The sequence below is a fragment of the Citrobacter sp. NCU1 genome, assembly GCF_010231475.1.
Classification (GTDB): domain Bacteria; phylum Pseudomonadota; class Gammaproteobacteria; order Enterobacterales; family Enterobacteriaceae; genus Citrobacter_D.
Genome location: NZ_NRDO01000041.1, coordinates 22605 through 43767 on the forward strand (window position 1 = coordinate 22605; position 21163 = coordinate 43767).

Sequence of the window (21163 nt, forward strand, 5' to 3'; positions counted from 1 at the left end):
CGATTCCTTATTTCAGCGGCGAGTTTTTACGCTCAATGCTGTAGCGCTCAAGTTCTTTGTACGGCACGACTTTGCTCTTCTTCTTACGCACATCGACCACGGTCATACGGTCAGTACAGGAGTAGCAAGGATCGAGGCTACCGATAATCAGCGGCGCATCGGAAACGGTGTTGCCACGCAGCATGTAGCGCAGCGTCGGCCAGTTGGCGTAGGTCGCCGCACGGCAGCGCCAGCGGTACAGTTTCTGGTTGTCGCCGGTCATGCTCCAGTGGATATCATCCCCACGCGGCGCTTCCGAAAAGCCCAGCGCAAAGCGATGCGGAATATAAGTAAAGCCTTCCACCATCAGCGGGCCGCCCGGCAGGTTATCCAGACCAAAGTCGATCATATTCAGCGAGGTGTAGACCTCGTTGATACGCACCTTCAGACGGGAGATCACGTCGCAGCCCTGCTCGCTGTGGACTTCCATTGGCAGCAGACCGTAACCGACAAACGGGTGATCGGCGCGGGTGTCGCGGGCGTGGCCGCTGGCGCGGACCATTGGGCCGACGTTACTGAAGTCACGGGCGATTTCCGGCTCCAGACGACCGATACCGACCGTACGCTGTTCCATGTTCGGCGTGCTGAGCAACATATCCACCAGCTCCTGCACGTCGCGACGCATCTGCTGCGCCAGTTGACGGGTCTGGATCATGTCCTCTTTCAGCAGATCGCGACGAATCCCGCCGATCAGGTTCAGACCGTAGGTTTTACGCGCCCCGGTGAGGATCTCCGCCATTTTCATGGAGGTTTCGCGCACGCGGAAGAACTGCATAAAGCCGGAGTCAAAGCCGGTGAAGTGACAGGCCAGACCGAGGTTCAGCAGATGCGAGTGCAGACGCTCTACTTCCAGCAGAATGGCGCGGATCATCTGCGCACGTTCTGGCACCACGATGCCCATCGCGTTTTCAACGGAAGTGGTATAGGCGGTGCTGTGGGCAAAGCCACAGATGCCGCAGACGCGATCCGACAGGAAGGTGACTTCGTTGTAGCCCATACGGGTTTCCGCCAGTTTTTCCATGCCGCGATGGACATAAAACAGACGGTAATCGGCGTCGATAATGTTCTCGCCGTCAACAAACAGACGGAAGTGGCCCGGTTCGTCGGAGGTCACATGCAGCGGGCCAATCGGCACCACATTGTTTTTCTTGTCGCCCAGTTCGTTGATGAACTGATAAGTCTCCGCGTCGGTGGTCGGCGCCGGGCGCTGGCGATAATCCATACTGTCTTTACGCAGCGGATAGAGTTCATCCGGCCAGTCATCCGGCAGCACCAGACGGCGTTCATCCGGCAGCCCAACCGGGATCAACCCGTACATGTCGCGCACTTCGCGCTCGCCCCAGACGGCAGCCGGAACACGTGGGGTAACGGACGGGAATTCCAGCGTATTGGCATCCACTTCAACGCGGACGGTGATCCAGCATTTAACGCCCTGCTCCATCGACAGTACGTAGTAGACGGCATAACGGCCGCACAGCTGACGCTCGTCGTTACCAAACAGCACGGATAACCAGCCGCCCTGTTTGTAATAGAGGAACTCAACCACTTCCGGCAGGTAGTTCACCTTGACGGTGATGGTCAGCTGATCTTTGGTCTGCCAGGCTTCATCCAGCACCACGCCCGGGAAGGCCTGGTGCAGAGCGGCGAGATAGTGTTGACCTAATTTTTCTTCAGACATACTCAAACTCTCTTAAATCACGCCACCAGCAAGGAGACGAACGCTAAAAACGCAAACCCAAAACCGGCCCAGGTCACGCGTGAAGTGGCGCAAAAACGCAGACGCGCCATGCTGTTTTCGAACAGGGCGATAACCAGTACGCCAGCCACCAGCTTGACGACCGCAATCACCAGCGCCAGCAGCAACCCGCCCGCACTGAAGGTTTCCATCTGTCCCCACGGCAAAAACACACCGACGAACATCTGCAACACCACCAACTGTTTGAGGCTGATGCCCCACTTCAGCACCGCAAAACCGCTGCCGCTGTACTCGGTCAACGGACCTTCTTGCAACTCCTGCTCCGCTTCCGCCAGGTCAAACGGCAGTTTGCCCATTTCGATAAAGGTGGCGAAGGCGCAGGCGCACAGCGCCAGAATCAGCGGGATACTGCGGGCAGCAGGCCAGTGGTAAATCGTGTCGGCGATATTGCTGATATGCGTGGAGCCTGCGACCTGCGCCGCGACCCACAGACCCAGCAGCAGAATCGGCTCGACCAGTACGCCGAGCATCGCTTCGCGGCTGGCGCCAATCGCGGTGAACGGACTACCGGTGTCCAGACCGGCGATCGAAAAGAAGAAACGGGCGATCGCGAAGAGATAAATCAGGGTGATCAAATCGCCCAGTTGCGGCAGCGGAGAACCGACGGTCACCACCGGCAGCGCGGTGGCGATGGTCAGCATGACGCCCACCATCACAAATGGCGTCAGGCGAAAAACCCAGCTGGAATCCGCTGGCGCAATACTCTGGCGACCCAGCAATTTGATAATGTCGCGATATTCCTGCAACACGCCCGGCCCGCGACGGTTGTGCAAACGGGCACGCGCCACGCGGGTAATGCCAGACAACAGCGGCGCAGCGGCAAACAATACCAGCGCCTGAATTAACGGATATAAAACACTCATTCTCAGGCTCCTCGTGAAACCACAATCACCACCAGTACCGCCAGCTCAATCAGCGCCAGGCGACGGAACAATACCGGCGCGGCCGCGTTCTGCCAGCCCGGAACCCGTGAGACCGGATTGAGCCATTTACGCAGTTTGAGGATTGGCGCAAAGGCCTCTTTCACCGGCATGGCAAAACCGTGTGCGGTGACAACCATTGACTGCTCGTGATCGTAACCACACACCCATGCCTTACCGCGTGAACGCGACGGCAGACGGTTGCCTTTGAAAATCGCCATGATGATGAACGGCAACAGCGGACACGCGATCAGCAGCAGCGTAATCATTGGCTGGGAAACCGTGGTATTCGCGGTTTCCAGCGGCAGCGGAACGGCCGCAGAAATCATCGGCAGCAGCCACGGCGCGGCAACGCCGCCCAGCACGCAGCAAATCGCCAACGCCACCACGCTCACCGCCATCAGGAATGGCGCGCAACAGGCGTTTTCCGCCTCTTTGGTACGCGGCGCGCCGAGGAAAGTGACGCCGTAGACTTTCGCCATACACATCACCGCCAGCGCACCGGTAATTGCCAGCCCAACCGCCAGCAACGGCCCTAACAAACGACCGATAAACGTGCCGCTGTTACCCAGTTTGAAGAAGGATTGATAGATAACCCATTCACCGGCAAAACCGTTCAGCGGCGGCAGTGCGGCCATCGCCATCAGCCCGACCAACATCGCCAGCGAGATCATCGGCATACGCTTGCCAATGCCGCCCAGCTTTTCGATATCGCGATGACCGGTACGAAACCAGATGCTGCCCGCGCCGAGGAACAGTGTGCTCTTGAACAGACTGTGGTTCACCAGATGGTAGAGGCCGCCCGTCAGACCCAGCGCAATCAGCGCCGGTTGTTGCAGCGCAATGCCGGTCACGCCGGCCCCAAGACCGAGCAGAATAATGCCGATGTTTTCGAGGGTGTGATAGGCCAGCAGACGCTGAATGTTATGTTCCATCAACGCATACAGACCGCCGACAAACGCGGTGATCATGCCCAACACCAGCAGCGCAATGCCCCACCACAACGGCGCATTGCCGCCAATCAGCGACAGAGACAAAATCCCTAACAAACCGACTTTCATCACAACGGTAGAGAACAGCGCGGCAGCCGGTGCGCTGGCGTTGGCATGCGCCTGTGGCACCCAACCGTGCAGCGGGATAATCCCGGCCAGCAGACCAAAACCGGCAACGCCAAGCAGCCAGATGTCGGAGCCAAGCGGCAATGCCTGCGTGCGCAGGTCGAGCAGTCTCAGTTCCAGCGTGCCATAACGCTGCCACACCAACCAGCAGGCAACCGCCAGCAGCAGTGTGCCAATACGGCCAAGCGCAAACCACAACTTGCCTTCTTTACTGCCGCCGGTCAGGAACACGGCGCACAGCGCCATAATCTCCGCCATCACCACCATCGTGCCGAGGTTGCTGGCAACCACGGCGCAGACCGCGGCCGCCATTAATAAATTCACCAACAAACCGTTGGCTTTCACCTGCGGATGACGATGCCAGTCAATGTTGTACAGGCTGACAAACAACCCGCACAGACCCAGCGTAATCAACCAAATTGCATTTAACGGCGTCACTTGCAGCGTGTGTCCGATAAACGGCATCACACCGCTGACCGCTAAGGCATGAGTCAGCGCAAGGGCGCCCGCAGCCGCCGTACACAGGCTGCCGATCGCCCCGCCTACGCCGGCAATCCAGCCACTCAACGCTTTGTGAAAGGAGAACAGAAACGCCAGAACCGCAGTGGCGGCAAACCAGGCCACGCCGCTATTAATCAGTGAAATTACGCTCATTTTGCCTCCCCACTCTGAGCCTGCTGAAACAAGGTGAGATCGCCAAAATCGGTATTGAACGTCAGCTCGCGCTTACGTTTGCTGGCGCGGGCGATATCGGTGTTTTCGACCAGATGCAGAGCTTTGGTAGGGCACATCCGTACACAGGCAGGGCCTTGTTCATCAAAACTGCACAGATCGCATTTCACGGCGATGGCGCGAACACCCGGCACCCAGTCCAGCAGTGTGCTAACACGCGCCGGGGCAGGAGGCGCTGGCGGCGCTTTCGAAGTATTGGCGTTGGCCGGAATATGCAGCGGACGGCTGCCGGAAAACTCTATCGCGCCAAACGGGCAGGCAATCCCACACAGTTTGCAGCTTACGCACAGGCTTTCATTCAGCTGTACAGCGCCATCTACGCGGTTGATGGCGTTGACAGGACATACGGTCGCGCACGGCGCATCTTCACAGTGATGGCAAAGTTGCGGCGCGGATTCTTTTTCATTCAGCATCACTTTCAGGCGCGGCATTGACTGCAGGCCGTGCTGGCGATGCGTCTCTGAACAGGCGGCCTCACAAGTGTGGCAGCCAATACAGAGCGTGGAGTCAGCAATTACAAAACGATTCACCAGGCATTCCTCAGGTGATAGTCATTTTTGACGAAAACATGTCTATCAAGTGTCATTTTCGACACTCTTCGACACGCCCATCCCCAAAACAGTCGTGACGCGGCGTCATACCGCATCGCGAACAAAACGGGCAATGCCTCTGGCTTACGCCGCTGGGCTTTGTCCCTTTACCAGTTGGTGCATATTTACCGGGGTGTTGGTTTCCACTGCGGCATACAGGCTGTCGTAAACGCTGGCGATTTTTTCGAGATAGTGCTCCAGCACCTGCTCGCGATCGCGGTTGCTGACATGCTCGTCAACTTTGCCGTCGATGGTCAGCTGCGCTTGCGCAATGAGTTGTTTTTCTTCGCTATCTTTCGTTTCAACGTAGTACTCAATGGTGTGGCTGTTGAAACCATCCGCCAGCGTGACGTAGATAGTGAAGTGTTCAAAAAGAACGAAACATAGATCTTTGTCCGGCGCGCAGCTCATGGCGTGATGCAGGCGCGCTTTCGACAGGGTGATCCCCTGAACCAGCGAATTGCAGTAGATACGCCACTGGTCCTGTAGGCGACGGTGCCGGTCAGCGATGTAATCGGCTTTTTCGCTTATTTCCCAAATTGTCATGTCAGGTTATCCGTTTACGTGAGATAGCCTGCCTTAAGCACGTTCCATGCCAATTTTAAAATTCTTATTTTTCATAAAGATACGAGAGAATAACGGTGTGACGACATGTCATTTCGTCATCGTCGTCACTGTCAGCGTGCCAAAAACAATAACTGGCATGTTTATTGCTTTTACCGCAGCAATAAATGATGGGAGGCGATATGCACGAAATAACCCTCTGCCAACGGGCACTGGAATTGATCGAACAACAGGCCGCACAACATGGTGCGCAAAAGGTAACTGGGGTCTGGCTCAAAATTGGCGCATTTTCTTGTGTCGAAACCAGTGCTCTCGCCTTTTGTTTTGATCTGGTATGCCGCGGCACCCTGGCGGAAGGTTGTAAACTGCACCTCGAAGAACAAGAAGCCGAATGTTGGTGCGAATCTTGTCAGCAATATGTCACGTTGCTGACACAGCGCGTCCGCCGTTGTCCGCAATGCAACAGCGACACACTGAGGATCGTGGCCGATGACGGCTTACAGATTAGAAGAATAGAAATAGACCAGGAGTGAGCGATGTGTACAACATGCGGTTGCGCTGAAGGCAACCTTTATATCGAGGGTGATGAACATAACCCTCATTCGGCGTTTCGTAGTGCGCCATTTGCCCCGGCGGCTCGCCCGGCGCTCAATATTACCGGCGTGAAGACCTCCAACTTTACCCCCAGCCAGACGGCAGAAGGCGACCTGCATTATGGGCACGGCGAAGCCGGAACCCATGCGCCAGGCATGAGCCAGCGCCGTATGCTGGAAGTTGAAATCGACGTGCTGGACAAAAACAACCGCCTGGCCGAACGTAACCGCGCTCGCTTCGCTGCCCGCCAGCACCTGGTGCTTAACCTTGTCTCAAGCCCAGGCTCCGGCAAAACCACGTTGCTCACCGAAACGCTGATGAAACTGAAAAACAGCGTTCCCTGCGCGGTGATTGAAGGCGACCAGCAGACCGTCAATGACGCAGCCCGTATTCGCGCCACCGGCACGCCGGCCATCCAGGTGAACACCGGCAAAGGTTGTCACCTGGACGCGCAGATGATTGCCGATGCTGCACCGCGTTTGCCTTTGGAAGACAACGGCATTCTGTTTATTGAAAACGTCGGCAACCTGGTTTGCCCGGCCAGCTTTGATCTCGGCGAACGTCATAAAGTGGCCGTGCTTTCTGTTACCGAAGGTGAAGATAAGCCACTGAAATACCCGCACATGTTTGCCGCCGCCTCGCTGATGCTGCTCAACAAAGTCGACCTGCTGCCCTACCTCAACTTCGATGTTGAGAAGTGCATCGCCAGCGCACGTGAAGTGAACCCGGAGATTGAAATCATTCTGATTTCCGCCACCAGCGGAGAAGGGATGGATCAGTGGTTGAACTGGCTGGAGGCACAGCGATGTGCATAGGCGTTCCGGGGCAAATCCGTACCATTGACGGCAACCAGGCGAAAGTCGACGTTTGCGGCATTCAGCGCGACGTCGACCTGACGCTGGTCGGCTGTTGCGATGAACAGGGTCAGCCGCGTATAGGCCAGTGGGTCCTGGTTCACGTCGGTTTTGCCATGAGTGTCATTAATGAAGCCGAAGCGCGCGATACCCTCGATGCGCTACAAAACATGTTTGATGTTGAGCCGGACGTCGGCGCTTTACTGTTTGGTGAGGAAAAATAATGCGTTTTGTTGACGAATACCGCGCACCAGAGCAGGTGATGCAACTGATCGACCATCTGCGTGAGCGTGCGGTCCATCTCCCTTACACTGCCGAACGCCCGCTGCGTATCATGGAAATCTGCGGCGGCCACACACACGCTATCTTCAAATTCGGCCTCGACCAGTTACTGCCCGACAACGTGGAGTTTATTCACGGTCCTGGCTGTCCGGTCTGCGTACTGCCGATGGGCAGAATTGATAGCTGCGTCGAAATCGCCAGCCACCCGGAAGTGATTTTCTGCACCTTTGGCGATGCGATGCGCGTACCGGGCAAGCAGGGTTCTCTCCTGCAGGCCAAAGCGCGCGGCGCGGATGTCCGCATTGTTTACTCCCCGATGGATGCGCTCAAACTGGCGCAGGAAAACCCGACGCGTAAAGTCGTGTTTTTCGGGCTGGGTTTTGAAACCACCATGCCGACCACGGCCATTACGTTGCAACAGGCTAAAGCGCGAGACGTGAAGAACTTTTACTTCTTCTGCCAGCACATCACGCTTATCCCAACGCTGCGCTGCCTGCTGGAACAGCCGGACAGCGGCATCGACGCTTTCCTCGCGCCGGGTCACGTCAGCATGGTGATCGGTACTGACGCCTATAACTTTATCGCCAGCGAGTTTCATCGTCCGCTGGTGGTCGCAGGATTCGAACCGCTGGATCTGCTGCAAGGTGTGGCCATGCTGGTTGAGCAGAAAATTGCGGACCACAGTCTGATCGAAAACCAGTATCGCCGTGTGGTGCCGGATGCCGGTAACTCACTGGCGCAACAGGCGATTGCCGAAGTGTTCTGCGTGAATGGCGACAGTGAATGGCGCGGACTTGGCGTAATTGAGTCATCCGGTGTGCATCTGATGCCAGACTATCAACGGTTTGATGCCGAAGCGCATTTCCAACCGGCGCCGCAGCAGGTATACGACGATCCGCGCGCACGTTGCGGGGAAGTGTTGACGGGCAAATGCAAGCCGAATCAATGCTCGTTGTTTGGCAACACCTGTAACCCCCAAACCGCATTTGGCGCACTGATGGTCTCTTCCGAAGGCGCATGTGCCGCCTGGTATCAGTATCGTCAGCAGGAGTCTGAAGCATGAATAGCGTACAACTCGCCCACGGAAGTGGCGGACAAGCCATGCAGCAACTGATCAACAGTCTGTTCATGGAGGCATTTGCCAACCCGTGGCTGGCGGAACAAGAAGATCAGGCGCGTCTGGATCTGGCGCAATTAATGGCAGAAGGCGATCGTCTGGCTTTCTCTACCGACAGCTACGTCATTGACCCGTTATTTTTCCCCGGCGGCAACATTGGCAAACTGGCCATTTGCGGCACCGCGAACGACGTTGCGGTCAGCGGCGCGATCCCGCGTTATCTCTCTTGCGGTTTTATCCTTGAAGAAGGGTTGCCGATGGAGACGCTAAAAGCCGTGGTGAACAGTATGGCGGCAACGGCTCGCGAAGCGGGTATCGCCATCGTGACTGGCGACACCAAAGTCGTTCAGCGCGGCGCGGCAGACAAGCTGTTCATCAACACGGCGGGGATGGGGGCGATTCCGGCCAATATTCACTGGGGAGCGCAAACCCTTAACCCGGGCGACGTTCTGCTGGTCAGCGGCACGCTGGGCGATCATGGCGCCACCATTCTCAACCTGCGCGAACAACTGGGGCTGGATGGCGAACTGGTGAGCGACTGCGCCGTGCTTACTCCGCTTATCCAGACGTTACGCGATATTGCCGGCGTGAAGGCGCTGCGCGATGCCACCCGTGGCGGCGTCAACGCCGTCACTCATGAATTCGCTGCCGCCAGCGGTTGCGGTATTGAGCTGTCTGAAGCCGCCCTCCCGTTAAAACCAGCGGTACGTGGCGTGTGCGAACTGCTGGGACTGGATGCCCTTAACTTTGCCAACGAAGGTAAGCTGGTGATTGCCGTTGAACGTCAGGCGGCCGAACAGGTTCTGGAAGCGCTCCGTTCACATCCTCTGGGGCGTGATGCCGCGTTGATTGGTGAAGTGGTCGAGCGTAAAGGCGTTCGTCTCGCGGGTTTGTATGGCGTCAAACGTACCCTTGATTTGCCACACTCCGAACCTCTGCCACGTATTTGCTGATGATATTGCCCGGTGGCGCTACGCTTACCGGGCCTACGGGTAATACTTTGTCCGTAGGCCGGATAAGACGTAGCCGCTATCCGGCGGAAGTTTAAAAAGAATACCTATAATTCATGTACCTTTTTGCACCACGAAGCGGTACTTTCCTGGAAAAGCAACATGTCGTATACACCAATGAGTGATCTCGGACAGCAAGGGTTGTTTGATATTACTCGTACATTATTGCAGCAGCCCGATCTGGCTTCGCTTAGTGAAGCGCTTTCCCAACTGGTCAGGCGTTCGGCCTTAGCCGACAGCGCGGCTATTGTGTTATGGCAGGCACAAACACAGCGCGCACGCTATTACGCGACGCGTGAAGAAAACAGTAAACCGATTGAATATGAAGACGAAACGGTACTGGCGCATGGCCCGGTTCGCCGTATTCTGTCGCGTCCCGACGCATTGCACTGTAACTTCCATGAGTTTACTGAAACCTGGCCGCAACTGGTCACCTCCGGGTTATACGGTGAATTTGGCCACTATTGCCTGCTACCGCTGGCGGCAGACGGGCGTATTTTTGGCGGCTGCGAATTTATCCGCAAGGAAGACCGCCCCTGGAGCGAAAAAGAGTACGATCGCCTGCAGACCTTTACGCAGATTGTCTCTGTCGTTGCCGAGCAAATTCAGTGTCGGGTTTCAAACAACGTCGATTACGATTTGCTGTGCCGCGAACGCGATAACTTCCGTATTCTGGTGGCGATCACCAATGCGGTGCTCTCGCGTCTCGACATCGACGAACTGGTCAGCGAAGTGGCGAAAGAGATCCACTACTACTTCAACATTGACGCCATCAGCATTGTCCTGCGCAGTCATCACAAACATAAACTGAATATCTGGTCTACCCATTATCTGGATGAAGCGCATCCTGCTCACCAGCAAAGTGAAGTGGATGAAGCCGGTACCCTCACTGAGCGGGTATTCAGAAGCAAAGAGATGTTGCTGATTAACCTGAACGAAAGGGATGCGCTTGCTCCTTACGAACGGATGTTGTTCGATACCTGGGGTAATCAATTACAGACGCTTTGCCTGCTGCCACTGATGTCTGGCAACACCATGCTCGGCGTACTGAAACTCGCGCAGTGCGAAGAGAAAATCTTCACCACCACCAACCTGAAACTGCTACGTCAAATCGCCGAACGCGTGGCGATTGCCGTCGATAATGCCCTTGCCTATCAGGAAATCCACCGTCTCAAGGAACGCCTGGTGGACGAAAACCTGGCGCTCACTGAACAACTGAATAATGTCGACAGTGATTTTGGCGAGATCATTGGCCGAAGCGAGGCGATGTACAACGTCCTCAAGCAAGTCGAGATGGTAGCGCAAAGCGACAGTACGGTGCTGATTCTGGGCGAAACCGGAACCGGTAAGGAACTGATCGCAAGGGCGATTCACAATCTGAGCGGACGTAACACGCGCCGGATGGTGAAAATGAACTGTGCCGCGATGCCTGCCGGACTCCTGGAAAGCGATCTGTTTGGTCATGAGCGTGGCGCGTTCACCGGGGCCAGCGCCCAGCGTATTGGACGTTTTGAACTGGCGGATAAAAGCTCGCTGTTTCTTGATGAAGTGGGCGACATGCCGCTGGAGTTGCAGCCCAAACTGCTGCGCGTTCTCCAGGAGCAGGAGTTCGAACGCCTGGGCAGCAATAAGCTGATCCAGACCGATGTGCGACTGATCGCCGCCACTAACCGCGATCTGAAAAAGATGGTGGCCGATCGCGAGTTCCGCAACGATCTCTACTACCGCCTGAATGTCTTCCCGATCCAGTTGCCGCCGCTGCGCGAGCGTCCGGAAGATATTCCGCTACTGGTGAAAGCCTTCACCTTTAAAATCGCCCGTCGGATGGGACGTAACATCGACAGCATCCCCGCAGAAACGCTGCGTACCCTGACCAATATGGAGTGGCCGGGTAACGTCCGCGAGCTGGAAAACGTGGTAGAACGCGCCGTGCTGCTGACCCGGGGCAACGTGCTACAACTCTCAATACCGGATATGGGGATATTAACGCCGACCACACCGCCGGTCGCCACCGAAGTCGCACAGGATGGCGAAGATGAATTTCAGTTGATTCTGCGTGTGTTAAGAGAAACGAATGGCGTCGTGGCAGGACCGAAGGGTGCCGCCCAACGTCTGGGGCTTAAGCGCACCACGCTGCTTTCACGGATGAAGCGGTTGGGGATTGATAAGGATGCGTTGGTGTAACAAATGTGTCTATACTGGCTGGTATCTCAATGAAAGGAGGCAGTATGGCGGTATCAGCACGTAACCAATTGACAGGTATAGTTAGCGCAGTTGCAACGGGTGCGGTAAACGACGAAGTTGAACTGACGCTGGCGGGTGGTGCAAAACTGGTGGCGATTGTCACGCATAGCAGCCAGCAGGCGCTGGGCCTGGAACAGGGAAAAGAAGCGATTGCACTGATCAAAGCCCCGTGGGTAACGCTGGCAACGGAAGATTGCGGTCTGAAATTTTCTGCCCGTAACCAGTTTGCGGGTAGCGTCTCACAAGTGACTGAGGGTGCCGTCAACGCAACGGTTCAGATTCAGACCGATGCCGGTTTTGAGATTGTGGCTGTTGTCACCAATGAAAGTCAGCAGGAAATGAAACTGAGCCAGGGACGTCGCGTCATCGCGCTGATCAAGGCTTCAGCCATTCTGATTGCCACCAGGGCATAATAATATTGCCCGATGGCGCTGTGCTTATCGGGCCTACAAGTGGGATTTGTCCGTAGTCCTGATAAGCGCAGCGCCATCAGGCATTTCACACTTACTTTTTACGCTGATATTTTTCCGGCAATTCCGGGACGGGACGTTTGTCGTCAATCAGATGACGCACGGTCAACATCGGGTGACGCCAGAGCATTCTCGGCCCCGCCCAGCGCATAATCTGCTTCATCTCTTCACGTTTTGCTGGCTGGTAACAGTGCACCGGACACTGTTTACAGGCCGGTTTTTCCTCGCCAAACACACACTTATCCAACCGTTTTTGCGCATAGGCGAACAGCGCGGCGTAATGCCCCGGTTCATTCAGGGCCTGTGGACACTGGCTCTCGTATAACGCGATCATTTTTTTGATCGTCAGTTTTTCACGCGCGATTCGCTTGCCGGACATAGTGCCTCCACCACATTAACGTGCATTTATTCTACAACTTATTCTCTCTGCGGACTATCACCCGAAGGTGACACATGCTTAGCCAGCTACGCAAATAAGAATTATTTTCATTTAACCATGCCGTGTGCTATATAACATAGCAAAGGCTATATTCGAAGAATAATTAACCACTTTTATATGAGGGATACTATGCCAAACCTGCCTCGTTTGACGTCATTTTTCCTTGCTGGCGTCCTGGCATCGCTAACACTGACGCCCGCCTGGGCCGCAGAGAAATTCAAGGTGATAACCACCTTTACGGTCATTGCTGATATGGCAAAAAATGTGGCGGGCGACGCGGCAGACGTCAGCTCGATAACCAAACCGGGGGCTGAGATTCACGAGTATCAGCCCACCCCCGGCGACATCAAACGGGCGCAAGGCGCGCAGCTTATTCTCTCCAATGGCCTGAATCTGGAGCTGTGGTTCGCGCGATTTTATCAGCATCTTTCCGGCGTACCGGAAGTCACGGTCTCTACTGGTGTGAAGCCGATGGGCATTAGTGAAGGTCCGTACAATGGCAAACCCAACCCGCACGCCTGGATGTCAGCAGAAAACGCGCTCATTTATGTCGATAACATTCGCGATGCGCTGGCGAAGTACGATCCTCAAAACGCGGCGATTTATCAAAAAAATGCCGAGAGTTATAAGGTGAAGATTCGCCAGACGCTGGATCCGCTGCGCGACGAACTGGCGACGCTCCCCGCTGATAAACGCTGGCTGGTCACCAGTGAAGGCGCATTCTCCTACCTCGCGCGGGATAACAATCTCCGGGAGCTGTATCTGTGGCCGATCAATGCCGATCAACAGGGCACACCGAAACAGGTACGCAAAGTGATTGATGCTATCAGACAACATCAGATCCCCACCGTCTTCAGTGAAAGTACCGTCTCTGATAAACCCGCCCGTCAGGTCGCCCGTGAGTCTGGCGCGCACTACGGCGGCGTACTGTATGTCGATTCCCTGAGTACTGCCGATGGCCCGGTGCCCACTTATCTGGATTTACTGCGCGTCACCACCGAAACCATCGTCAGCGGCATCAATGACGGTCTGAGGAGTCAGAAATGAGCCACGCTGCCATTACCGCCGACAGTGTCACGGTGACCTATCGCAACGGTCACACTGCGCTGCGGGACGCCACGTTTCAGATCCCCGGCGGCTCAATTGCTGCCCTGGTCGGCGTTAACGGTTCGGGGAAATCTACGCTGTTTAAGGCGCTGATGGGATTTGTCCGTCTGGCAACTGGCAAGATCTCAATCTTGCAACAGCCGGTGAACAAAGCGCTGAAGCAGAATCTGATTGCCTATGTCCCGCAATCAGAAGAGGTGGACTGGTCATTTCCGGTGCTGGTGGAAGATGTCGTCATGATGGGGCGCTACGGCCACATGGGCTGGCTGCGTCGTCCAAAAGCTCGCGACCACGCGTGCGTTGACGCCGCCCTGGCGCGCGTGGACATGCTGGAGTACCGCCATCGCCAGATAGGTGAACTCTCCGGCGGGCAAAAAAAACGGGTTTTTCTTGCCAGAGCGATTGCCCAGGATGGTCAGGTGATCCTGCTGGACGAGCCTTTTACCGGCGTGGATGTGAAAACCGAAGCGCGAATCATCTCACTGTTACGCGAACTGCGCGATGAGGGCCGCACCATGCTGGTGTCCACCCATAACCTGGGGTCGTTGACGGAGTTTTGTGATTACACGGTGATGATCAAAGGGACGGTGCTGGCGAGCGGCCCCACTGAAACCACCTTCACGGCAGAGAATCTCGAACTGGCGTTCAGCGGCGTCTTGCGCCATGTGGCGTTGAGTGGCAGCGAGGAGCACATCATTACCGATGATGAGCGCCCGTTTATCTCGCACCGAACCGCCAGCGAGGGGGATTAATCATGAACTGGCTTGTGGAACCGTTTGGTTACCAGTACATGCTCAATGCGATGTGGGTGTCAGCAATGGTCGGCGGGCTGTGCGCTTTCCTCTCCTGCTATTTAATGCTTAAAGGCTGGTCGCTGATTGGCGATGCATTATCGCACTCGATCGTCCCCGGTGTGGCGGGGGCGTATATGCTGGGATTGCCCTTTTCGCTCGGCGCGTTTCTCTCCGGGGGGCTTGCCGCAGGCTGTATGCTGTTTCTCAACCAGCGGTCACGCCTGAAAGAAGACGCCATTATTGGTCTGATCTTCTCGTCGTTCTTTGGCATTGGGCTGTTTATGGTTTCGCTCAATCCGATGTCCGTCAATATTCAGACCATTATTCTTGGCAACGTCCTGGCCATCGCGCCAGAAGATATTCTGCAACTGGCCATTATCGGCGCCGTTTCTCTGACGATCCTTTTGTTGAAATGGAAAGATCTGATGGTGACTTTTTTCGATGAAAATCATGCCCGTTCCATTGGGCTCAATCCGGGTCGCTTAAAGTTATTGTTCTTCACGCTGCTCTCCGTTTCCACCGTCGCGGCGCTACAAACGGTTGGCGCATTTTTGGTTATCTGCCTTGTAGTAACGCCCGGCGCAACCGCCTGGCTGTTGACTGACCGCTTCCCGCGCCTGCTGGTCATCGCCGTGGCGATTGGCAGCCTGACCAGCTTTTTTGGCGCCTGGCTCAGCTACTGGCTGGATGGGGCAACGGGCGGCATTATCGTCGTCCTGCAAACCGTGCTGTTCCTGATCGCGTTTGTCTTCGCACCGAAGCATGGCCTGCTGGCAAACCGTCGCCGCGCGCGAATGAACAAGGAGTCCTCATGTTCTTAACCACGCTGCTGGAACCCTTCCAGTTCGACTTTATGCTCAATGCGCTGGCCGTTTCCGCCATTGTCGCCGTGCCCTGCGCGCTGCTCTCGGTATTCCTGGTGTTGAAAGGCTGGGCGCTGATGGGCGATGCGATGAGTCATGCGGTTTTTCCGGGGATTGTTCTGGCCTGGATAGCCGGTATTCCGCTGGCTATCGGCGCGTTCATCGCCGGATTGCTCTGCGCCGTTGCGACGGGGTATCTCGACGACAACAGCCGTATTAAGCGCGACACCATCATGGGGATTGTTTTTTCTGGCATGTTTGGCGCGGGGCTGGTGCTGTATGTCTCTATCCAGTCGGACGTTCATCTGGATCACATTCTGTTTGGCGATATGCTGGGCGTTTCGCTGGCCGATATTGCGCAAACCGCGCTGATTGCATTGGGGATAGCGCTGGTTATCGGTCTGAAATGGAAGGACTTATTGCTGCATGCTTTTGATCCGAATCAGGCCAGAGCCAGCGGCCTGAATACCACGTTGCTGCATTACGGACTGCTGTGCATGATCGCTCTGACCATTGTCGCCACGCTAAAATCGGTAGGCATTATTTTGTCGATATCTCTGCTGATTGCCCCAGGCGCGATCGCCATTTTACTCACCCGCCGGTTTGCCAGCGCGCTGATGCTGGCCGTGGTACTCTCTGTCGCTACCTCATTTCTGGGCGTCTATCTGTCATTTTTTATCGACAGCGCCCCCGCCCCCACCATTGTCGTATTGTTCACGGTGATCTTTATCGTGGCCTTCGTTTATACAACGATACGAGACCGGCGCTCTGAAATTTATGGCTGAAGCATAGCTTTATCCAGGGTAATATCAGGTTATTTATACATAAAAGGTCAATATTACCCTGACTTAGCTTTTTCAATTATTCAGCGTCACCAGGATAATTTCAAGGCTGTGTTTATTTGCCTCGAAGTGGTCATCATGATGATTGCGGTATCTACTGCCCCACTCTGGATAGCGCCCGTTTTTTCCCGCGCTGATAAACTACGGGAAAGCATAATTATTCCTGGTGTTCATTAAACCTCTTCGACTCAGACCGTACTGCCAATCCAAATACCATAGAACATAAGGATACAGCCAAACGATGCCAGACATTTTGCCAGTACACGTAATTTTGGTCCATACTTGTTAAACAATGATGATAACTTTGAATAGTTCGCAGCAGTATTATAGCGTTTATGAAAATGTATAATAATATCAAAGATGGCACTTAGCATAACGACGAGAAATTTTGATAGTAATATTGTTATGAATGAAGCAGGTATAATTACAGATAACGCACGCGCTGTTTCCTTAGTCATTAAAGGGATAGACTTTGAAATGCCAACCAGAATAAATACCAACGCAAATGCGCCAATCAGCACTGAGATAAATTTTATTCCAAAACCACGCCACTCTTTTTTTGTAAACAGATCCTTCCCATCCCAGATATAAATCAGTGTGATTATTATAAATAGAATAAAACCTATCCATTTCATTACGTAACTATCTCCTTGCAACCTCTAATCGCCAATTAAAACAGTAACACACCCGGTAATAATTGTCCCATCCCCGCTACCTGCCTCGACAGCAGTGATAATTCAGCCCATACAGTGATAGACCGTCCCCGAAAATTCATTATTTATTCAACAGACTTTATTGCATAAGGAAGAAAATACTGTGATGCAACATCTCTTTATCTGGAGATGTGTAGAGACATTTGCAAAATTTTTATCGAATCTCTTACTCCTGCTTTTTGTTCTGTTGAGGATAACCGTATTTTTATCTAAATCCATGTCATCACCTCACTCCTCACTCTTATTTAAGCCACAGACCTGAAAATATAAGGAAAGTCCCAACAGAAACTGAACCCTTTACGACGATAAGTAAGCCAGGAGCGACTTTCCCAGAAATGGAAGATAATTTCTCATAGTTTGCAGAATTGTGAGTTCTATGACCTTCCATGATCCCAGAAAAAAGTGTGCAAAGTAGCACCACAACGACTTTCAAACCCCACATACACAGGAGTGACATTGAGAAAATAACAGAATACTGTTTGGCGGTTACGATTGAAAACATTGAAAAAGATTGCGACAGCCATTTAAAGATAACGCTAATCACGACCGTCGCAATCAGTACGGCAACAAGCAGTAACCCCGTTGTGAACCACTGTTTTTTTGAGAAGCTGTCTTTCCCGTCCCAGATAAAGACCAACGTCAGAATTAAAAAAATCATAAAGAAAAACCAATGCATGACACTATTTTCCATTAATACGCTTTGATATCCGATAAGGTGCCTGTAAAGGCACCGGGTAAAACGATTACTGCTTTCTAAAAAATAGCGTCAACCCTGTAGGCACGCTTACTTACTGGCATTAAACACAAAAAAACTGTCCACTTCATGCTGAAGCTCTGCCTGATGGGCTGCCCCTGGCGGATCGATAGCATTACTTCCGCCATTCGGGTTTAAATGCAGTTCGCCAGAAAGCGTATTAATTTGTGCCTGCTGTTTCGCGGTGAAATTGAAGTTATTACCGATAATATTAACGCTGCCATCTTTCGATAATTCAATCGCACTTTCGCCACACTCCAGTCGTAAAGTACTGCCCGCAGAAAGCGTATAGTTATTCACGGCTTTATCGCTGCGACTTTTTCCTGCCAGACAAATGATGTCCCCTTTGATCCCCGCCTGCTGGTTTTTTGCCACCCGCAGGGTTTCATTTTCCCCCACATATTGGGTGCGGTTTTTTTCTGTCGAATGGGATTCATCATTTTTAACGTTAATATCCAGATTACGTTCGGCCTGGATCCACACCTGTTCCTCACCCGCCTTATCTTCAAAGCGCAGCGCGTTGGCGTTGTCCACCGACCCGTCCTTACTACGGCTCATGAACCCCATCTGCGTTGCCGCCGCCGGCAGTGCCCACGGCGGCATGCTCGCTTCGTTGTACACGCGTCCTGTAATAATCGGGCGGTCCGGATCGCCGTTGATAAAGTCCACCACCACTTCGTCACCCACGCGCGGAATCTGCACCCCGCCGTAGCCCTGGCCTGCCCAGGCGCTGGAGACTCGCACCCAGCAGGAACTGGTGTCATCGCCTTTCGCCAGACGGTCCCAGTGGAATTTCACCTTCACCCGACCGTATTTGTCCGTCCAGATACTCTCCCCCTGCGGCCCCACTACCTTCGCAGTCTGCGGGCCGTAGGTGCGCGGCCACGCCGTGGTCTGCGCCGGTCGATACGCCACCGATGACGGGATAACCGTGAAGTCGGTGCGGTGAATGGTTTCCCCCTCTCCGCTCGCGTAACGGTTCTCCTCAAAATGGTAACTCGCCGCCGTGGTCAGATACTCGCCGTTGTCACTGAAGAACGGCGCGTTGCTCAGGGTAAACGTGTGCCCCGGCGCGATACCGGCGGCCGTCGCCGTGGCCTGAATTTGCTGGTGCTCCACCTGCCAGCGCTCCTGGCGGATGCGGGCATAGAACTCGGCGTGACCATGATCCACAAAGCGCCCCGGCCAGTCGTACACGTCAATGCTGCCAGGCTGGGGTGAAGCCGGGTTCTGCTGTGCCTGAAACAGCCACGCATTCGGTTTGCGGAAGTCGTAGTCGTCCAAACTGTAAATCCCCGGCGTCACGCTGTCCTCCAGCGCCCACTGGCTGATGCCTTCTTCATCCGTGCTGCCACCCGATGGCGTCTGGTGGTACGGAATGACCTCATAGCCACTGAACGGCAGATGCTGCGTCGCGGCATCGGTCAGCACCAGGGTGTGTTTGTCCACCTCGTGGCGGAAGTGAAAGGCGATCCCCTCCAGCTCCATCAGGCGGCTGATAAAGTCGAGACTCGACTCCTGATACTGCACGCAGTAGTCCCACACCCGATAGCTGCCGGTCAGTTTATCTTCGACATTGACCTGGTGTTCCCCGAGCAGCGTCTTCACTATCTGCGGCGCCGTCTGGCCCTGGAAGATACGCAGGTTGCGGTCGCGCTTCATCGGCCACAGATCCGGCTCTACCGTCAGCTGGTAGACCGCGTAACGGGTTCCCGTCAGTTCCACGGCGCTGACCGCCACCCGCGTCACCTTACCGTTGATGTAGCGCGGCGAGAGCAGGCTCTGCGTTGGGAGCGTCACCGTCACTGGCTGTCCAAGCAGTTTACTGCGGTCAATGCGCGCGTCCGTGCCAAGCAGTGTCAGCGTCAGGGCAAACGACTCAGACATCGCCTCGCGGCCAGACAGTTTCCAGAACAACAGCCCCTCAACCGGGAGCTGGACGGTAATTCGGTTAAGCATAATCATTATTCCGTAATGGTTTGTGCTGAGAGTGAGTGGTAACGCATGATGTCTGATGACGTGATTCAAGGCATTCGCCTGTCATCGCCCCTCAGCCTTAATAATATCTTCGCTATAAAATCCAAAATTCATTTGCTTGATTTAATCACATAAATAAGGGAAGCAATTTTCACCACTTCAGATACCACGAACAAATAAATATTTAAAAATAGATTCCCCGGCTCTGACAAACCCGCCATTAATGGAAACACCGAAATAGAACATTGAAATGAAGTAAAACGAAGCACTTCTTGAATAAAAGCAAACCGGATTGCATAACGGTTTCGTGTGAAAAAAAGCCAGGCAGAAATGAACAGAGATACGAATAAGATCACGTTAAGAACAAAAAATAGTGTAACAATGGTGCTGTAGATACCGCTTCCTGTAACAGTCCCATTCCCACTGATGTGATTAAAAGACGAAATATCTGTAATAAATGGGATCCCACCTTGCCACAATACATGAGTGCAATATATCAAAATAGCTAGCACATCCATGCTTCCCCAAAAATAGAACACCTTAGTTTTTAGCTTCATATTATTTCTGGTATCCATTGCCATGACTTACTCTTATCCTTATCGGCGATAATTGATATTCACTCAGAATGTTATTTCACTGACGCAGGTGGCCATTTCCCACCATGCTTGATCAGCGTCTCTTTGATTTTGGTCAGCATTTGATATTGTTCGCTGCCTTCTTTTGCGCTATCCAAATGGCGTTGCAGCAGGCTTGTCAGTGTCCAGCCACCGTGACCCCGAATTTCAGCATCGGCTCCGCGATCGAGCAATAACAACACATGATCGTATTTGCCAAAATTTAACGCCTCAATGAGCAGCGTATTGCCTAACGAGTCAGTGATATTGATATTGGCGCCCTTATCAAGCATCGCTGCCAGCGTCTGGGTATTTTTGGCCTTGATCGTTTCAAAGATGATGGGTTCTTTATACGTTTTATCTTTCGCATCCGGCGATAAACCGCCGTTAAGCAACGCCTTAATCCAGTCATCGCTGTCGGCTTTTAAAACGTATTCCGCCGGGCTGCTTTTTCCCGCCGGGCGCGGCTGGAGCGGATCGGCACCGGCCTTCACCAGCACGGTAATCATCTTTAATTGCGTGGGGGTTTTCTTATCGTCGACAGCATTCATGATGGCCCAGAACAGGGGGGTCATATCCGCTTTTCCGGGTTTGTTTAAATCCGTTTCTGACGCCAGTTTAACAACATCATCGACTTCACCGTGTTCAATTGCATTGGCTAATGTGAGTTGTTGGCCGCTAAAATAATCCTGCGGATTTAATTCCATATCTTGTTTGCACCCCTGAATCATGAACGTAAAACACAGCACGAAGCAGCCGAATAAAAACAT

Annotated in this window: 22 protein-coding genes; 11 read left to right on the forward strand and 11 right to left on the reverse strand. The window is 53.9% G+C overall.

What is annotated here, in order from left to right:
• Positions 1-7: 7 nt before the first annotated feature.
• From hycE to hycA, 5 genes are all read right to left on the reverse strand, one after another.
• Entirely contained in the window at positions 8-1717 is a 1710-nt protein-coding gene (hycE, locus tag CJP72_RS13640) for a formate hydrogenlyase subunit HycE (RefSeq protein WP_162381907.1), read from the reverse strand.
• Positions 1718-1734: 17 nt separating this feature from the next.
• A complete protein-coding gene (locus CJP72_RS13645) occupies positions 1735-2658 on the reverse strand; it encodes a respiratory chain complex I subunit 1 family protein (protein ID WP_162381908.1) in 924 nt (307 codons plus the stop codon).
• Positions 2659-2660: 2 nt separating this feature from the next.
• Positions 2661-4487, reverse strand: a complete 1827-nt coding sequence (gene hycC, locus CJP72_RS13650) for a formate hydrogenlyase subunit 3 (protein WP_162381909.1) — start codon at positions 4485-4487, stop codon at positions 2661-2663.
• The gene (hycB, locus tag CJP72_RS13655) at positions 4484-5095 is read right to left on the reverse strand and encodes a formate hydrogenlyase subunit HycB (RefSeq protein ID WP_162381910.1); all 612 of its coding nucleotides are present in this window, start codon (positions 5093-5095) and stop codon (positions 4484-4486) included. Before hycB ends, hycC begins: the two co-directional genes overlap by 4 nt.
• A gap of 144 nt (positions 5096-5239) precedes the next feature.
• Positions 5240-5701 (reverse strand): formate hydrogenlyase regulator HycA, encoded by a 462-nt coding sequence (hycA, locus tag CJP72_RS13660; RefSeq protein ID WP_162381911.1) that lies wholly within the window; start codon positions 5699-5701, stop codon positions 5240-5242.
• 200 nt (positions 5702-5901) lie between these two features.
• Here hycA and hypA point away from each other — a divergent pair, with 200 nt between their 5' ends.
• The 7 genes from hypA to CJP72_RS13695 all read left to right on the forward strand — a co-directional run bounded on the left by hypA (position 5902) and on the right by CJP72_RS13695 (position 12233).
• Positions 5902-6252, forward strand: coding sequence for a hydrogenase maturation nickel metallochaperone HypA (gene hypA / locus CJP72_RS13665; RefSeq protein WP_162381912.1), 351 nt, complete (start codon positions 5902-5904; stop codon positions 6250-6252).
• Between the two features lie 3 nt (positions 6253-6255).
• A complete protein-coding gene (gene hypB, locus CJP72_RS13670) occupies positions 6256-7128 on the forward strand; it encodes a hydrogenase nickel incorporation protein HypB (RefSeq protein ID WP_162381913.1) in 873 nt (290 codons plus the stop codon).
• Entirely contained in the window at positions 7119-7391 is a 273-nt protein-coding gene (hypC, locus tag CJP72_RS13675) for a hydrogenase 3 maturation protein HypC (RefSeq protein WP_162381914.1), read from the forward strand. The genes hypB and hypC overlap by 10 nt, the downstream gene beginning before the upstream one ends.
• Complete coding sequence (gene hypD / locus CJP72_RS13680; RefSeq protein WP_162381915.1) at positions 7391-8512, forward strand: hydrogenase formation protein HypD; 1122 nt, start codon at positions 7391-7393, stop codon at positions 8510-8512. The genes hypC and hypD overlap by 1 nt, the downstream gene beginning before the upstream one ends.
• Positions 8509-9519 carry a hydrogenase maturation carbamoyl dehydratase HypE gene (gene hypE / locus CJP72_RS13685; RefSeq protein ID WP_162381916.1) on the forward strand — a complete coding sequence of 337 codons (1011 nt, stop codon included), beginning with the start codon at positions 8509-8511 and terminating at the stop codon, positions 9517-9519. The genes hypD and hypE overlap by 4 nt, the downstream gene beginning before the upstream one ends.
• A gap of 159 nt (positions 9520-9678) precedes the next feature.
• Positions 9679-11760 (forward strand): formate hydrogenlyase transcriptional activator FlhA, encoded by a 2082-nt coding sequence (flhA, locus tag CJP72_RS13690; protein ID WP_162381917.1) that lies wholly within the window; start codon positions 9679-9681, stop codon positions 11758-11760.
• Between the two features lie 44 nt (positions 11761-11804).
• Entirely contained in the window at positions 11805-12233 is a 429-nt protein-coding gene (locus CJP72_RS13695; protein ID WP_162381918.1) for a TOBE domain-containing protein, read from the forward strand.
• 91 nt (positions 12234-12324) lie between these two features.
• Here the strand turns inward: CJP72_RS13695 and CJP72_RS13700 are convergent, their stop codons facing one another.
• On the reverse strand, positions 12325-12669 hold the full coding sequence (locus tag CJP72_RS13700; protein WP_162381919.1) for a nitrous oxide-stimulated promoter family protein: 345 nt from the start codon (positions 12667-12669) through the stop codon (positions 12325-12327).
• A 189-nt stretch (positions 12670-12858) separates the two neighbouring features.
• Here CJP72_RS13700 and sitA point away from each other — a divergent pair, with 189 nt between their 5' ends.
• Genes sitA through sitD form a run of 4 tightly spaced genes read left to right on the forward strand, consistent with a single transcriptional unit; the run spans position 12859 to position 16278 of the window.
• Positions 12859-13776 carry an iron/manganese ABC transporter substrate-binding protein SitA gene (gene sitA / locus CJP72_RS13705; RefSeq protein ID WP_162381920.1) on the forward strand — a complete coding sequence of 306 codons (918 nt, stop codon included), beginning with the start codon at positions 12859-12861 and terminating at the stop codon, positions 13774-13776.
• Complete coding sequence (gene sitB / locus CJP72_RS13710; protein ID WP_162381921.1) at positions 13773-14588, forward strand: iron/manganese ABC transporter ATP-binding protein SitB; 816 nt, start codon at positions 13773-13775, stop codon at positions 14586-14588. The genes sitA and sitB overlap by 4 nt, the downstream gene beginning before the upstream one ends.
• Before the next feature lie 2 nt (positions 14589-14590).
• A complete protein-coding gene (sitC, locus tag CJP72_RS13715) occupies positions 14591-15451 on the forward strand; it encodes an iron/manganese ABC transporter permease subunit SitC (protein WP_162381922.1) in 861 nt (286 codons plus the stop codon).
• Positions 15442-16278 carry an iron/manganese ABC transporter permease subunit SitD gene (gene sitD, locus CJP72_RS13720; protein WP_162381923.1) on the forward strand — a complete coding sequence of 279 codons (837 nt, stop codon included), beginning with the start codon at positions 15442-15444 and terminating at the stop codon, positions 16276-16278. Before sitC ends, sitD begins: the two co-directional genes overlap by 10 nt.
• Positions 16279-16523: 245 nt before the next feature.
• Here sitD and CJP72_RS13725 read toward each other — a convergent pair whose 3' ends face one another.
• The 5 genes from CJP72_RS13725 to CJP72_RS13745 form a co-directional block, all read right to left on the reverse strand.
• Complete coding sequence (locus CJP72_RS13725) at positions 16524-16970, reverse strand: hypothetical protein (protein ID WP_162381924.1); 447 nt, start codon at positions 16968-16970, stop codon at positions 16524-16526.
• Positions 16971-17289: 319 nt separating this feature from the next.
• Positions 17290-17739, reverse strand: coding sequence for a YfhO family protein (locus tag CJP72_RS13730; RefSeq protein WP_162381925.1), 450 nt, complete (start codon positions 17737-17739; stop codon positions 17290-17292).
• Between the two features lie 93 nt (positions 17740-17832).
• Entirely contained in the window at positions 17833-19761 is a 1929-nt protein-coding gene (locus CJP72_RS13735) for a type VI secretion system Vgr family protein (RefSeq protein WP_162381926.1), read from the reverse strand.
• Positions 19762-19889: 128 nt separating this feature from the next.
• Entirely contained in the window at positions 19890-20360 is a 471-nt protein-coding gene (locus tag CJP72_RS13740; protein WP_238340073.1) for a hypothetical protein, read from the reverse strand.
• Between the two features lie 47 nt (positions 20361-20407).
• Positions 20408-21163: an ankyrin repeat domain-containing protein gene (locus CJP72_RS13745; protein ID WP_162381992.1), complete on the reverse strand. Its 756-nt coding sequence runs from the start codon at positions 21161-21163 to the stop codon at positions 20408-20410.

Bases quoted from the DNA above. Each gene is read 5' to 3' on its own strand.
- CJP72_RS13730 (WP_162381925.1), bottom strand. From the start codon at position 17,739: ATGGAAAATAGTGTCATGCATTGGTTTTTCTTTATGATTTTTTTAATT.
- flhA (WP_162381917.1), top strand. From the start codon at position 9,679: ATGTCGTATACACCAATGAGTGATCTCGGACAGCAAGGGTTGTTTGAT.
- CJP72_RS13725 (WP_162381924.1), bottom strand. From the start codon at position 16,970: ATGAAATGGATAGGTTTTATTCTATTTATAATAATCACACTGATTTAT.
- hycA (WP_162381911.1), bottom strand. From the start codon at position 5,701: ATGACAATTTGGGAAATAAGCGAAAAAGCCGATTACATCGCTGACCGG.
- hycE (WP_162381907.1), bottom strand. From the start codon at position 1,717: ATGTCTGAAGAAAAATTAGGTCAACACTATCTCGCCGCTCTGCACCAG.
- CJP72_RS13735 (WP_162381926.1), bottom strand. From the start codon at position 19,761: ATGCTTAACCGAATTACCGTCCAGCTCCCGGTTGAGGGGCTGTTGTTC.
- sitC (WP_162381922.1), top strand. From the start codon at position 14,591: ATGAACTGGCTTGTGGAACCGTTTGGTTACCAGTACATGCTCAATGCG.
- CJP72_RS13645 (WP_162381908.1), bottom strand. From the start codon at position 2,658: ATGAGTGTTTTATATCCGTTAATTCAGGCGCTGGTATTGTTTGCCGCT.
- hycC (WP_162381909.1), bottom strand. From the start codon at position 4,487: ATGAGCGTAATTTCACTGATTAATAGCGGCGTGGCCTGGTTTGCCGCC.
- CJP72_RS13700 (WP_162381919.1), bottom strand. From the start codon at position 12,669: ATGTCCGGCAAGCGAATCGCGCGTGAAAAACTGACGATCAAAAAAATG.
- hypD (WP_162381915.1), top strand. From the start codon at position 7,391: ATGCGTTTTGTTGACGAATACCGCGCACCAGAGCAGGTGATGCAACTG.
- CJP72_RS13740 (WP_238340073.1), bottom strand. From the start codon at position 20,360: ATGGCAATGGATACCAGAAATAATATGAAGCTAAAAACTAAGGTGTTC.
- CJP72_RS13695 (WP_162381918.1), top strand. From the start codon at position 11,805: ATGGCGGTATCAGCACGTAACCAATTGACAGGTATAGTTAGCGCAGTT.
- hypA (WP_162381912.1), top strand. From the start codon at position 5,902: ATGCACGAAATAACCCTCTGCCAACGGGCACTGGAATTGATCGAACAA.
- sitD (WP_162381923.1), top strand. From the start codon at position 15,442: ATGTTCTTAACCACGCTGCTGGAACCCTTCCAGTTCGACTTTATGCTC.
- sitB (WP_162381921.1), top strand. From the start codon at position 13,773: ATGAGCCACGCTGCCATTACCGCCGACAGTGTCACGGTGACCTATCGC.
- CJP72_RS13745 (WP_162381992.1), bottom strand. From the start codon at position 21,163: ATGTTTTTATTCGGCTGCTTCGTGCTGTGTTTTACGTTCATGATTCAG.
- sitA (WP_162381920.1), top strand. From the start codon at position 12,859: ATGCCAAACCTGCCTCGTTTGACGTCATTTTTCCTTGCTGGCGTCCTG.
- hypC (WP_162381914.1), top strand. From the start codon at position 7,119: ATGTGCATAGGCGTTCCGGGGCAAATCCGTACCATTGACGGCAACCAG.
- hypB (WP_162381913.1), top strand. From the start codon at position 6,256: ATGTGTACAACATGCGGTTGCGCTGAAGGCAACCTTTATATCGAGGGT.
- hypE (WP_162381916.1), top strand. From the start codon at position 8,509: ATGAATAGCGTACAACTCGCCCACGGAAGTGGCGGACAAGCCATGCAG.